General features: G+C 65.5%; 14 protein-coding genes. 13 read left to right on the top strand and 1 reads right to left on the bottom strand.

Translation table 11 applies throughout. From position 1 onward, the window contains the following. Positions 1–87 precede the first annotated feature (87 nt). The 10 genes from AABA84_RS29455 (at position 88) to AABA84_RS29410 (ending at position 8598) form a co-directional block, all read left to right on the top strand. Complete coding sequence (locus AABA84_RS29455) at positions 88–453, top strand: hypothetical protein (protein WP_018315753.1); 366 nt, start codon at positions 88–90, stop codon at positions 451–453. Positions 454–478: 25 nt separating this feature from the next. Further along, positions 479–886: a DUF4332 domain-containing protein gene (locus AABA84_RS29450; protein WP_028142940.1), complete on the top strand. Its 408-nt coding sequence runs from the start codon at positions 479–481 to the stop codon at positions 884–886. 267 nt (positions 887–1153) lie between these two features. Further along, positions 1154–2014 (top strand): dihydropteroate synthase, encoded by an 861-nt coding sequence (folP, locus tag AABA84_RS29445; protein WP_338313896.1) that lies wholly within the window; start codon positions 1154–1156, stop codon positions 2012–2014. Beyond that, on the top strand, positions 2011–2379 hold the full coding sequence (gene folB / locus AABA84_RS29440; RefSeq protein WP_027533885.1) for a dihydroneopterin aldolase: 369 nt from the start codon (positions 2011–2013) through the stop codon (positions 2377–2379). The genes folP and folB overlap by 4 nt, the downstream gene beginning before the upstream one ends. Next, positions 2379–2870, top strand: coding sequence for a 2-amino-4-hydroxy-6-hydroxymethyldihydropteridine diphosphokinase (gene folK / locus AABA84_RS29435; protein WP_212251422.1), 492 nt, complete (start codon positions 2379–2381; stop codon positions 2868–2870). The genes folB and folK overlap by 1 nt, the downstream gene beginning before the upstream one ends. Positions 2871–2951: 81 nt before the next feature. After that, positions 2952–4823, top strand: coding sequence for a methylmalonyl-CoA mutase family protein (locus tag AABA84_RS29430; protein WP_338313895.1), 1872 nt, complete (start codon positions 2952–2954; stop codon positions 4821–4823). Further along, positions 4820–5284 (top strand): GFA family protein, encoded by a 465-nt coding sequence (locus AABA84_RS29425; protein WP_212251418.1) that lies wholly within the window; start codon positions 4820–4822, stop codon positions 5282–5284. Before AABA84_RS29430 ends, AABA84_RS29425 begins: the two co-directional genes overlap by 4 nt. A gap of 23 nt (positions 5285–5307) precedes the next feature. Further along, positions 5308–7464 carry a methylmalonyl-CoA mutase gene (gene scpA / locus AABA84_RS29420; protein WP_212251416.1) on the top strand — a complete coding sequence of 719 codons (2157 nt, stop codon included), beginning with the start codon at positions 5308–5310 and terminating at the stop codon, positions 7462–7464. Positions 7465–7499: 35 nt separating this feature from the next. Then, a complete protein-coding gene (locus AABA84_RS29415; protein ID WP_212251414.1) occupies positions 7500–7796 on the top strand; it encodes a nucleotidyltransferase family protein in 297 nt (98 codons plus the stop codon). 22 nt (positions 7797–7818) lie between these two features. After that, positions 7819–8598, top strand: a complete 780-nt coding sequence (locus tag AABA84_RS29410) for an RsiV family protein (protein WP_246550819.1) — start codon at positions 7819–7821, stop codon at positions 8596–8598. A 7-nt stretch (positions 8599–8605) separates the two neighbouring features. On the opposite strand, the gene AABA84_RS29405 is transcribed toward AABA84_RS29410, so the two are convergent. After that, complete coding sequence (locus tag AABA84_RS29405; protein ID WP_338313920.1) at positions 8606–9265, bottom strand: SRPBCC family protein; 660 nt, start codon at positions 9263–9265, stop codon at positions 8606–8608. Positions 9266–9290: 25 nt separating this feature from the next. On the opposite strand from AABA84_RS29405, the gene AABA84_RS29400 reads away from it, so the two are divergent. The 3 genes from AABA84_RS29400 to AABA84_RS29390 all read left to right on the top strand — a co-directional run bounded on the left by AABA84_RS29400 (position 9291) and on the right by AABA84_RS29390 (position 12396). Further along, positions 9291–10283, top strand: a complete 993-nt coding sequence (locus AABA84_RS29400) for a tripartite tricarboxylate transporter substrate binding protein (protein WP_212251411.1) — start codon at positions 9291–9293, stop codon at positions 10281–10283. Positions 10284–10371: 88 nt separating this feature from the next. After that, a complete protein-coding gene (locus AABA84_RS29395; RefSeq protein WP_212251409.1) occupies positions 10372–10878 on the top strand; it encodes a tripartite tricarboxylate transporter TctB family protein in 507 nt (168 codons plus the stop codon). Between the two features lie 6 nt (positions 10879–10884). Continuing rightward, entirely contained in the window at positions 10885–12396 is a 1512-nt protein-coding gene (locus AABA84_RS29390) for a tripartite tricarboxylate transporter permease (protein ID WP_212251407.1), read from the top strand. The last annotated feature ends 50 nt before the right edge of the window (positions 12397–12446 follow it).

Here is a 12446-nt window from a genome sequence, read left to right as displayed (position 1 = left end):
TCATCGCTTGAATTTCACATCACACCGGCTCAAGATCATTTTCGAAAGAAATACTCCGGCAAGCAAACCGGCTGAGGGGCGGGCCTTATGGACGAGCTGATCGGGCGGCTGGCGACAAACGCCAGCATAGATAGTGCTGTGGCTGAAAAGAGCGTCGGCATTATCCTGGGCTTCCTCCGCAACGAGGGTCCTTCCGACAGCGTACAGGCCCTGATCGATCAGATCCCCGGAGCGGAAGCCGCGATCGAGGCATCCAGGAGCGGCGGCGGACTGTCCCGGCTGATGGGCGGCGGCTTGATGGCGGTCGGCACCCGCCTGATGGGCCTGGGGCTCGGCATGTCCGAAATTCAAAACGTCGCCCGTGAACTTTTCCGCTTCGGCCGAGACAAAATCGGAGCAGATCAGATGGGCAAGATCGTTGCGGGGACGCCGGGCCTCAGCCAGTTCGCCTGAAGCCACGTATTTCATATCGAGTATCATGACATATCCGATCTCCGAGATTGAGGGCCTGTCGGTCTTTGCCGCCAACAAGTTGAAGGCGCAGGGTATCCGCACCACTGACGGGCTGCTCGAGGCGGCCGGTACGGTGAAGGGCCGCAAAGCGCTTTCCGCCAAGACCGGCATCAGCGAGCAGCTGCTGCTGGAATGGGCCAACGTCTCCGACTACATGCGCATCCCCGGCATGGGCCGGGCCAAGGTCGGCCTGGTCCGCGCCGCCGGTGTCACCACCGTGCGCGAGCTCGCCTATCGGAATCCGGCAAGGCTCGCCCAGAGCATGCGGGACGCCAACGAGAAGAAGAAGCTTCTGCGCATCCTGCCTTCCGAGAAGTCGGTCGGCGACATCATCGCCAAGGCGAAGAAGCTGCCGCCGAAGATCACGTATTAGGGCGGTCTTTCGAGAACGGATTCCCGCACCACCTTTTCGGTGTCGTCCTGGCGAACGCCGGGACCCACACCGCGGAATCTATCGGTCACAGACGGTGGCAGTACCGGACTACGAGTCTTCGCCAAACTTTACCCTGGGGGTACGGGTCCCGGCATTCGCCGGGACGACAGCTGGGGTGATGCGCGAGAGTGCCACAATATCGATGCCGCCCGCCGACACCGCCATCCCGCCTTGACTCCCCCTCCCCGACCGCGCAAAGCCACCCACATGAATGCCTCGTCCTTCCCATCCGTCCCGCCGGCCGGCTCGGCCGGGGCTGACGCGCTGCGGATCCTGCTGGAACGACCCATCCCGGCGGTGATGGGCGTGCTCAACATCACCCCGGATTCCTTCTCCGACGGCGGCGAATTCATCGGGCCCGAGCAGGCGCTCGCGCGGGCGCGGGCGATGATCGGGGCCGGCGTCGACATCATCGATATCGGGGCCGAATCCACCCGGCCCTACAAGGGCGCGAAGGCCGTCACGGCAGAAAGCGAACTGGCCCGGCTCAAGCCGGTGCTGGCGGGCGTGGTCGCGCTCGGCGTGCCCGTGTCGATCGACAGCATGAAGGCGGAGGTGGTGGCCTACGCTCTCGACCAGGGCGCGGCGATCGCCAACGACGTCTGGGGCCTGCAACGCGACACCGCGATGGCACCGCTGGTGGCCGCAAGAGGCGTCCCCGTCATCGTCATGCACAACCGCGACGATGCCGATCCCGCCATCGACATCATCACGGACATGAAGACGTTCTTCCTGCGCTCGCTGGACATCGCCGCCAAGGCTGGCATCGCGCGCGAGAAAATCGTGCTCGATCCCGGCATCGGCTTCGGTAAGACCGCCGAGCAGAGCATGACCGCGCTGGCGCGCTTACGCGAATTCGAGATGTTCGGCCTGCCGATCCTCGTCGGTGCCTCGCGCAAACGCTTCATCGCCTCGGTGTCCCCGTCGGAGCCGAAGGAGCGGCTCGCCGGCTCGATCGCCGCGCATCTGATCGCCGCGCAGCGCGGCGCCAAGATCATCCGGACCCATGACGTCGCCGAGACCCTGCAGGCGCTGCGGGTAGCGAACGCAATCGAGGGCAAGCAATGACCGATACGATCTTCGTCACCGGCCTGTCGATCCATGCCCGCCACGGCGTGATGGATCACGAGACCGAAGTCGGCCAGCGCTTCGTCATCGATCTCGAACTCTATACCGACCTGTCGGAGCCCTCGCGCAGCGACCGGCTCGCCGATACCGTGTCCTACGCCGACGTCGTGGCGACGACGACGGCGGCGTTCAAGAACACCAATTACAAGCTGCTGGAGCGCGCGGCCGGCGCGGTTGCCGACGCCATCCTGTCGCACTTCCCGCGCATCCGCGCCGTGAAGATCACCGTGCACAAGCCGCACGCGCCGATCGCCGCGATCTTCGACGACGTCGGCATCATGCTGACGCGCTCGCGGCACCCCTGATGGCAAGCGTGCTGATCGCACTCGGCGGCAATGTCGGCGATGTCCGCGCGACGTTCGCCAAGGCGATCGCCCATATCTGCGGCATGGCACAAGGCGCGTTGATCGCGCGGTCCTCGGACTATGCGACGCCGCCCTGGGGCGACGAAGAGCAGGCTCCCTTCATCAATGCCTGCATCGAGATCGAGACCGACCTCGATCCGCATGCGCTCTTGTTCGTGCTGCAAAAGGTCGAGCAGAAGTTCGGCCGCACGCGGGACAAGGAGCGGCGCTGGGGCCCGCGCACGCTCGATCTCGACATGATCGCTTATGACGATGTCAGCTTGCAGAAGCCCGACCTGACCTTGCCGCATCCGCGCCTGTTCGAGCGCGCCTTCGTGCTGGTGCCGCTGGCCGAGATTGCACCCGACCGGGTCATCTCGGGCATTCCAGTGCGCGACGGGCTCGCCAGCGTCTCGACGCAAGGCATTGAGCGGCTTCCGGATACCGGTTAACCAAAAACAACCGTTTGCAGGGACGGCCCGCCGTGGCAATTTCGCCTGCGAATAACGATACGTTTGGGAGCCCTTGGCCGCATGACCTCCGTGACTGACGATCTGCCGCTGGCGGCCGATTTTCCCAAGGCGACCGTCGAGGATTGGCGCAAGCTGGTCGACGGCGTGCTGAAGGGCGCGCCGTTCGAGAAGTTGGTCGGCAAGACCTATGACGGACTCAAGATCGAACCGCTCTATCCGCGCGCCAAGGGCGTTGCGCCCGTGATGGGACGGCCGGCGGCGGCGCCGTGGCAGATCATCCAGCGGATCGACCATCCCGACGCGGCGCTCGCGAATGCGCAGGCGTTGCAGGACCTGGAGAACGGGGCGACCGGGCTTGCGCTGGTGTTCGCCGGCGCCAATGGTGCTCGCGGTTTCGGCCTGGAACCGTCGGCCGAGGCCGTCGCAAAGGTGTTGAAGGACATCCATCTCGATGCCGGCATCGGCCTCGAGCTCGAGATCGGTCCGCAATCGCGGATGGCCGCGATCCACGTCGCGGAATATGTGAAGAGCAATGGCCTCGATCCCGCCGCCTGCAACATTCGCTTCAGCCTCGATCCGCTCGCGGCCGGCGCGGTGTGGGGCCACAGTCCCTATACTTGGGACGAGATCGCCCCTGCGATCACCGGCGCCATCAAGGGCCTCACCGCACTCGGCTTCAAGGGACCGTTCGCGTCCGCCGACGGACGCGTGATCCACGATGCCGGCGGCTCCGAGGTGCAGGAGCTCGCCTTCGTGCTCGCCTGCGGCGTCGCTTATCTGCGCGCGATCGAAGAGGCCGGCATTCCGCTCGAGCAGGCGCAGGGCATGGTCTATGCGCGACTCGCTGCTGACGCCGACCAGTTCCTGACCATGGCGAAATTCCGCGCGCTGCGGCTGTTGTGGGCGCGCATCGAAACCGCGTGCGGGCTGACGCCGAAGCCGCTGTTCATTGCCGCCGATACGGCCTGGCGCATGCTGACACAGCGCGACCCCTACGTGAACATGCTGCGCGCGACCATCGCGACATTCGCAGCCGGGCTCGCCGGCGCCAACGCGATCACCGTGCTGCCGCATACGCTGGCGCTCGGGCTGCCCGATCCGTTCGCACGCCGCGTCGCACGCAACACGCAAGCCCTGCTGCTGGAAGAGAGCAACCTCGCCAAGGTCTCCGATCCCGCCGCGGGCGCCGGCGGCATCGAGACGCTGACCGCGCAGCTTTGCGAGGCGGCCTGGGCCCTATTCCAGGAGAGCGAGACAGCCGGCGGCGCCTTTGCCGCGCTTCAGCAAGGCGTGTTCCAGAGCAAGGTCGCGGCCGCGCGAAAAGCGCGTGACGCCAACATCGCAAAACGCCGCGACGTGCTGACCGGCGCCAGCGAGTTTCCGAACCTGCACGAGAGCGAAGCTACGGTGCTGAAGGCAACGCCGGTTGCGCTCGCGCCTTACGGGGAACAGAAATACAAGTTCGATCCGCTGCCGCCGATCCGGCTGGCGGAACCGTTCGAGGCGCTGCGCGACAAGTCGGATGCAGCACTCAAGTCGCGTGGTGCGCGGCCAAAAGTGTTCCTGGCCAATCTCGGCACGGCCGCCGATTTCACGGCGCGCGCGACCTTCGCCAAGAGCTTCTTCGAGGCCGGCGGCATCCAGGCTGTCGACAGCGAGGGCTTCGCCGATCCGGCCAAGCTCGCCGCCGCCTTCAAGACTTCGGGCGCCGAGCTTGCCTGTCTTTGTTCCAGCGACAAGGTCTATGCGGAACACGCCGAAGCTGCAGCGAAGGCCCTGCAAACGGCCGGCGGGCGACATATCTATCTGGCGGGTCGCCCGACTGAGGCCGAGGCGGCGCTGCGGGCCGCCGGCGTCACGGGTTTTGTCTTCGCCGCAGGCGATGCGCTTGCGACATTGCAAGACGCCTATCGACGGATGGAACAGAAATGACCGAACCAGGCAAACCAGTTCTCAGCGGCGGCTGCCAATGCGGGGCCGTGCGCTTTGGCGTCACGACCGCGCCAACCAGGATTTCGATCTGCCACTGCCGCATGTGCCAGAAGGCGGCCGGCGCGCCGTTCGCCTCCTTTGCCGACATCAACAAGACGGACTTTGCCTGGACCAAGGGGCAGCCATCGTTCTTCCGCTCCTCCACCATCGCCGAACGCGGCTTTTGCGCCGGCTGCGGCACGCCGCTGAGCTTCGGCCGCATCGGCGGCGACCGGATCGAGATCATGACCGGCGCGTTCGACCGTCCTGACCAAATCATTCCGACGCGACAGTTCGGCACCGAATCCCGTCTCGGCTGGGTGGTCGGCATCGCCAATTTGCCGAGCCAGACCACGCAACAGAATTACGGACCGGAGAAGATGGCGACCATCGTCAGCCATCAGCATCCGGATCACGATTGAGCGCCTATGATATGGTTGAAGCCATGAGCCGCATTCCCAATTTCGCAAACGTCGCCTTCGAGCGCGCCCCTACCGCCGCGCCGTCAGGCAGTGCCGAGCCGTGGCTGACGCCTGAGGGCATTCTGGTGAAGCCCACCTATGGCGAGGCCGATCTCGCGGGCCTCGATTTCCTCGAGACCTATCCGGGCATCGCGCCGTTCCTGCGCGGGCCCTACCCGACTATGTATGTCAACCAGCCCTGGACAGTCAGGCAATATGCCGGCTTCTCCACGGCGGAGGATTCCAACGCGTTCTACCGCCGCAACCTGGCGGCCGGACAAAAGGGCCTCTCGGTCGCCTTCGATCTCGCCACCCATCGCGGCTACGACAGCGACCATCCGCGCGTCGGCGGCGATGTCGGCATGGCCGGCGTGGCCATCGATTCCATCTACGACATGCGCACGCTGTTCGCGGGCATTCCGCTCGACCAGATGAGCGTGTCCATGACCATGAACGGCGCGGTGCTGCCGATCCTCGCGCTCTACGTCGCGGCCGCCGAGGAACAGGGCGTGCCGCCCGAAAAGCTGTCGGGCACCATTCAGAACGACATTCTGAAAGAGTTCATGGTGCGCAACACCTACATCTACCCGCCCGCGCCCTCGATGCGGATCATCTCCGACATCTTCGCCTACACCTCGCAGAAGATGCCGAAATACAATTCGATCTCGATCTCCGGCTATCACATGCAGGAGGCCGGTGCGACGCAGGACCTCGAGCTCGCCTATACGCTGGCCGACGGCGTCGAATATCTTCGCGCCGGCCTTGCCGCCGGCCTCGACGTCGACCGCTTCGCGCCGCGGCTGTCGTTCTTCTGGGCGATCGGCATGAACTTCTTCATGGAGGTCGCCAAGCTGCGCGCCGCGCGCCTGCTCTGGGCGAAGCTTCTGAAGCCGTTCAATCCCAGGGATCCGCGCTCGCTGTCGCTGCGCACGCATTCCCAGACCTCGGGCTGGTCGCTGACCGCGCAGGACGTCTTCAACAACGTGATGCGCACGACGGTAGAGGCGATGGCGGCGACGCAAGGCCACACCCAGTCGCTGCATACCAACGCGCTCGACGAGGCCTTGGCGCTGCCGACCGATTTCTCGGCGCGCATCGCCCGCAACACCCAGCTGTTCCTGCAGCAGGAGAGCGGCACCACCCGCATCATCGATCCCTGGGGCGGCTCGTATTACGTCGAGCGTCTCACGCGCGACCTCGCTGCGAAGGCCTGGGGCCACATCCAGGAGGTCGAGGAGCTCGGCGGCATGGCCAAGGCGATCGAGGCCGGCCTGCCGAAGCTGCGCATCGAGGAGGCCTCGGCCAAGACGCAGGCGCGGATCGATGCCGGCAAGCAGGCGGTGATCGGCGTCAACAAGTACAAGCCGACCGACGAGGAAAGAATCGACATCCTCAAGGTCGACAACACCAATGTCCGACGCCTGCAGATCGACAAGCTGACGCGGCTGAAGAACGAGCGCAGCCAGAAGGACGTCGATGCCGCGCTCGCGGCGATCACGCGTTCGGCCGGAGAAGGCAACGGCAATCTGCTCGCGCTCGCGATCGACGCGGCGCGCGCCAAGGCGACGGTCGGCGAAATTTCGGACGCGATGGAGAAGGTGTTCGGCCGGCACCGCGCCGAGATCAAGTCCATCACCGGCGTCTACAAGCGGGAGGCGTCCAGCATGGGCAACCAGGTCGAGAAGGTTCAGGCGTTGATCGACGCCTTCGAGGAGGCCGAAGGCCGCCGCCCGCGCATCCTGGTCGCCAAGATCGGCCAGGACGGCCACGATCGCGGCCAGAAGGTGATTGCGTCGGCCTTCGCTGATATCGGCTTCGACGTCGACATCGGGCCGCTGTTCGCGACCGCGGATGAGGCAGCGCGCCAGGCGGTCGAGAACGACGTCCACATCCTCGGCGTCTCCTCGCTCGCCGCCGCCCACCTCACCGCCGTGCCGGAGCTGAAGGCCGCGCTGAAGAAGCAGGGCCGCGACGACATCATGATCATCGTCGGCGGCGTGGTGCCGCCGCAGGATTACGACGCGCTCTATGCCGCCGGCGCCGAGGCGATCTTCCCGCCGGGCACCGTGATTGCGGATGCGGCCGAGGAGCTGATCCGCAAGCTCAACGCCCGGCTCGGGCATAGCGAGGCGGCGGAGTAGATGATAGACTGGCTGCCGACCGGCCAGGTGTGTTCATGACGCGTGACGAAATCATCGCGGCGATCCGCAAGAACGCGGATGCCATCAGAGATAAGGGCGTGTCGAAGCTTGCCATCTTCGGCTCGCACGCCGGCGAAGACTACAGCGTCGACAGCGACATCGACATTCTGCTCGAGATCGAACCGGATACCTCTTTTTCACTGCTCAAGCTGATCGATGTCGAACATATCATCGAAGATGCGACCGGCTTGCAAACGCAGGCAACCGTTCGCCGTTCGACGTCTCCCCGCTTTGTGCCGCATAGCGCAGACGACATTGTCGAAATATTCTGACGCTCACGCAGGAGCACTATCCTTGAAATTCATCGCCGGTTTGAGCGCCGTCCTGGCGCTGAGCGCAACATGCGTGTTGTCCGCCCACGCCGCCGACTCCAAACCCGACGCCGCCATCAACACCAAGAGCATCGAGGCCCGCGTCTTCCTCGACGACAAGATCAAGGCGGATGCGGCGCTGGCGGCGGATTGCCTCGCGGAGGGCAAAAAATGGCTCGACAAGAACGCCGCGGAGGCCGCCGCCTCGCGCAAGGCGGACCCGCAGTTCTTTAAGGAAGGCGGCTGGGACTTCGAGCGCAAATATGAGATCCGCTCGGTGGTCGCCGACCGCTACATCAGCGTCCTCCGCAACGACTACATGAACACCCGCGGCGCCCATCCCAATTCGAACGTGGATACGATCCTGTGGGACAAGGCCGACAACAAGCGCATCTCGATCCGCTCGTTCTTCACCGAGACCGCCGACAATGGACCGGCCATGAAGGCGATGGTGAAGGCCGTCATCGCCTCGCTCCGCACCGAGAAGAAGAAGCGCGACGCCAGCGAGACCGCGACTGACGAGTGGTTCAAGGGCGTCGCGCCGAGCCTGCTCAAGATCGGCGCGGTGACGCTGGCGCCGTCAACTGAAACGGGCAAGAGCTCCGGCCTCACCTTCCACTATCCGCCTTACGCCGTCGGTCCCTACGCCGAGGGCGAGTATGTCGCCTTCGTGCCGTGGGAGATGCTGAAGCCTCACCTGACCACAGAAGGCGCGCGCATCTTCGGCGGCGCGCGGCCGAAGAGCGATGTGGACGGGCCGTAGGCGATCGCTAACCGGCCCGAGCCAGCGTTCGCGCCAGCGAATCCGTCCAATCGGGAATCCAGGACGCGAACAGGGCCTGCCAGCGATCGGCATCCGCAGGTTCGGTCTCGAGCGCGACCGACCATTCGATGAGGGTGCGGTCGCCCTCGATGATCGGGCGCAGATGCATGGTGCCTTGATAGCGCGTCGGCGCCGGCGCCTGGCTTCCGTCATCTTGCGGGTACGGCAGCGCTTCGAGACCGGCATAGGTCAGGGTGTGCTGCCGGTCCGAGTGATCGACCAGGCGCTGGCGGATCCAGTTTCCGAGATAGCAGAAGCGTCTGACGGCGCCGACTTCATCGCCGCGCTTGTCGTCTTCGATCACGCTCTCGCTCACGCCGTCGATATAAGCGGGATAGTTGTTGAAATCGCGGATCAGCGACCAGACGTCGTCCAGCGGACGGTCCAGCACGGCGCTGTAATAGGCTTGGGTCATCGATGGCTTGCCTTTGGCTTTGGTTACGCGCAGAGGTTGGCGAATTGCGCCGGCGAAACCCACCCGATTTCCGAATGCCCATCCGATGGGCATGCTGTTTTCACACAACATGTCGATCTCCTTGGTAGCGCTACCTTGCGGCGGCGCTGCAAAGCCGACTACAATGTCGCCATTGACAAGAGCGCCCGGCATCACGGGCGCCGCTGGGAGGCATTCAATGTCCAAGATTTCACGCCGCACCTTTGCGGCTTCGACCGCCGCAGTCGCGGCATCCGCCGCTTTCGGCTTCAAGCCCGCACTCGCACAGGCCTATCCGGCCCGGCCGGTCACCGTGATCGTGCCGTGGGGTGCCGGCGGTGGAACCGATGCGACCGCGCGCATTGTCGCAGCGCTTCTGGAAAAGGATCTCGGCCAGCCCTTCAACGTGGTCAACCGCACCGGCGGCTCCGGCGTGGTCGGCCATAGCGCGATCGCGACCGCGCAGCCCGACGGCTACACCATCGGCATGCTCACCGTCGAAATCTCAATGATGCACTGGCAGGGCCTCACCGAGCTGACGCCGAAGAGCTACACGCCGCTGGCGCTGATGAACGAGGATCCCCCGGGCATCCAGGTCTCCTCCTCCTCGCCCTACAAGACGGTCAAGGAGCTCGCCGAGGCGATCAAGGCGGCGCCCCCCGGCAAGTTCAAGGCCTCCGGCACCGGCCAGGGCGGCATCTGGCATCTGGCGCTGGTCGGCTGGATGCAGGCGATGGGCCTGCCCGCCAACCAGGTCGCCTGGGTCCCGTCGAACGGCGCGGCGCCCGCGATGCAGGATCTCGCCGCCGGCGGTCTCGACCTCACCACCTGCTCGGTGCCGGAGGCACGCGCCATCATCGAAGCCGGCAAGGCCAAGAGCCTCGCCATCATGGCCCCCGCGCGCAACCCGATCTTCAAGGACGTGCCGACGCTGAAGGAGGCGATGGGCATCGACTATGCGACCGGCGCCTGGCGCGGCATCGGCGCCCCGAAGAACCTGCCGCCGGAGATCGCAACCAAGCTCACCGCGGCGCTGAAGAAGGTTTACGAGTCCGCCGAGTTCAAGGACTTCATGAGCAATCGCGGCTTCGGCACGGTGTGGGGCGATGCCGGCCAGTTCGCAGGCTTCATGGACAAGGGCGACGCCCAGATGGGCGAAGCGATGAAGGCCGCCGGCCTCAGCAAGGCGTGATCTTTCACCTCTCCCCGCGCTTGTCCGCCGAAGCTTCAGCGAAGGCGGATGCGGGGAGAGGGAGCGCTTCTTTCATAGGACTCCTGCCATGCGTCTTCCCGACTCCGTCACGGGATCGTTTCTCGTCGTGCTTGGTGCTGCGGCCGCCTATGGCGGCTGGATCTTGCCGCCGGTGCCGGGCCAGCCGGTCGGCCCCAACGTGTTTCCACTGGTGATCGGCAGCGGCCTTGCGCTGTGCGGGCTCGCGATCGTGTTCGGGATCGGCCACTCCTTCGAGGAGGAGGAAGAGCTGATCCCGCTGGAGGACGGCCAGGCAGCGGCCGCTCTACCGCCGCAAGGAAAACTCGAAGGCAAGCTCTACGGCCTGCGCGCCTTGCTGCCGCCGGCGCTGCTGCTGTTCTACGTCGCCGCCGCCGACCGGCTCGGCTTCATCATCACTGCCGCAATCATGGTCTACGTGACGTCGACCGCGCTCGGTGCGAAGTGGAAGCTGGCGCTGCCGCTCGCGGCGCTGTCGCCGTTCGCCATCCACCTCATCTTCGGCAAGCTGCTGCGCGTGCCGCTGCCTGCCGGCCTGCTGCCGACGCCCTGGTAATCCCCCATGCTCAAGACCCTGATTGAAGCATTCGCGCTGATCTCCACCTGGGAGGTCATCATCGCAATGTTCGCAGCCTCCGTGTACGGGCTCGTGATCGGCTCGCTGCCCGGCCTGTCGGCGACGATGGCGACCGCCCTGCTCGTCCCCGTCACCTTCTACCTGTCGCCGATCGCGGCGATCGCAACCATCGTCGCGGCGTCCTCGATGGCGATCTTCTCCGGCGACATTCCGGGCGCATTGCTGCGCATTCCCGGCACGCCCGCCTCCGCGGCCTATGCCGACGAGGCCTATGCCATGACGCGCAAGGGCCAGGCCGAGCTCGCACTCGGGGCCGGCGTGTGGTTCTCCGCCGTCGGCGGCATCGCCGGCGTGCTGTCGCTGATGATTTTGGCGCCGCCGCTTGCCGAGATCGCGCTGTCGTTCTCGACCTTCGAATATTTCTGGCTGGCGCTGCTCGGCCTGATGTGTGCCACCTTGGTGGCGCGCTCCTCCCCGGTGAAGGCGATCGCCGGCATGTTCCTCGGCCTGCTGGTGTCCTGCATCGGCATCGAGAATCCCGGCGGCGTGCCGCGCTTCACCTTCGGCCTCACCGATCTCTTCGGCGGCATCGAGCCGATCCCGGCGCTGGTCGGCGTGTTCGCGGTGGCGCAGGTGATGCGCGCGATGCTGACGCCCGAGCCGCCGCCGCTGCCACGCAGAAAATTCGGAAGCATCATGGCCGGCCAGTGGAGGCTGACCAAGAAGTATCACTGGCAGATGACGCGCGGAAACATCGTCGGCATCATCATCGGCGTGCTACCCGGCGCCGGCGCCGACATGGCCGCCTGGGTCTCCTACGCGATGTCGAAGCGCTTCTCCAAGGAGCCGGAAAAATTCGGCACCGGCCACGTCGAAGGCCTGGTCGAGGCCGGCGCCAGCAACAATGCCAGCATCGCTTCGGGCTGGGTGCCCTCGCTGCTGTTCGGCATCCCCGGCGACACCATCGCCGCGATCGCGATCGGCGTGCTCTACATGAAGGGCCTCAATCCGGGCCCGACGCTGTTCACCGAGAAAGCGTCGAGCATGTACGCGATCTATCTGATGTTCATCATCGCGAACATCATGATGATTCCGCTCGGCATCGCCATGATCCGGATCGCGGCCTACATCCTGCTGGCGCCGCGCTCGGCGATCATGCCGGTCATCATGCTGTGCTGCGCGGTCGGCTCGTTCGCGATCGGCAACAACATGTTCGGCGTCGTCACCGTCGCCGCCTTTGGCATGATCGGCTACGTGATGGAGGCGAACGGCTACCCCGTCGCCGCCATGGTGCTCGGCATCGTCATGGGCACCATGGTCGAACAGGCCTTCGTGACGTCGCTGATCAAGTCCGACGGCAGTATCCTGCCGTTCTTCGAGCGCCCGGTCGCGGCCATCCTTGCCGCGATGGCGATCGGCGCCCTGCTCTGGCCGGTGATGGTCTGGGTCTGGCGCAAGGTGAAACCGGCGCAGACGGCGGTGGCGACAAGCAGGTGATTCCGGGCGAGCGGCCCTCGCCTGCCTCGCCTCGGCGTTGTAAAGCAGGG

The organism is Bradyrhizobium sp. TM239, assembly GCF_036247985.1.
Classification (GTDB): Bacteria; Pseudomonadota; Alphaproteobacteria; order Rhizobiales; family Xanthobacteraceae; genus Bradyrhizobium; species Bradyrhizobium ottawaense.
This window is presented reverse-complemented; position numbering and strand designations above follow the sequence as displayed.

What these genes read in the sequence shown, in the direction of transcription:
- AABA84_RS29400 (WP_212251411.1), top strand. Translation starts at nt 9,291, where the DNA reads ATGTCCAAGATTTCACGCCGCACCTTTGCGGCTTCGACCGCCGCAGTC.
- AABA84_RS29395 (WP_212251409.1), top strand. Translation starts at nt 10,372, where the DNA reads ATGCGTCTTCCCGACTCCGTCACGGGATCGTTTCTCGTCGTGCTTGGT.
- scpA (WP_212251416.1), top strand. Translation starts at nt 5,308, where the DNA reads ATGAGCCGCATTCCCAATTTCGCAAACGTCGCCTTCGAGCGCGCCCCT.
- AABA84_RS29455 (WP_018315753.1), top strand. Translation starts at nt 88, where the DNA reads ATGGACGAGCTGATCGGGCGGCTGGCGACAAACGCCAGCATAGATAGT.
- AABA84_RS29390 (WP_212251407.1), top strand. Translation starts at nt 10,885, where the DNA reads ATGCTCAAGACCCTGATTGAAGCATTCGCGCTGATCTCCACCTGGGAG.
- AABA84_RS29450 (WP_028142940.1), top strand. Translation starts at nt 479, where the DNA reads ATGACATATCCGATCTCCGAGATTGAGGGCCTGTCGGTCTTTGCCGCC.
- AABA84_RS29405 (WP_338313920.1), bottom strand. Translation starts at nt 9,265, where the DNA reads ATGCCGGGCGCTCTTGTCAATGGCGACATTGTAGTCGGCTTTGCAGCG.
- folB (WP_027533885.1), top strand. Translation starts at nt 2,011, where the DNA reads ATGACCGATACGATCTTCGTCACCGGCCTGTCGATCCATGCCCGCCAC.
- AABA84_RS29425 (WP_212251418.1), top strand. Translation starts at nt 4,820, where the DNA reads ATGACCGAACCAGGCAAACCAGTTCTCAGCGGCGGCTGCCAATGCGGG.
- folP (WP_338313896.1), top strand. Translation starts at nt 1,154, where the DNA reads ATGAATGCCTCGTCCTTCCCATCCGTCCCGCCGGCCGGCTCGGCCGGG.
- AABA84_RS29430 (WP_338313895.1), top strand. Translation starts at nt 2,952, where the DNA reads ATGACCTCCGTGACTGACGATCTGCCGCTGGCGGCCGATTTTCCCAAG.
- folK (WP_212251422.1), top strand. Translation starts at nt 2,379, where the DNA reads ATGGCAAGCGTGCTGATCGCACTCGGCGGCAATGTCGGCGATGTCCGC.
- AABA84_RS29415 (WP_212251414.1), top strand. Translation starts at nt 7,500, where the DNA reads ATGACGCGTGACGAAATCATCGCGGCGATCCGCAAGAACGCGGATGCC.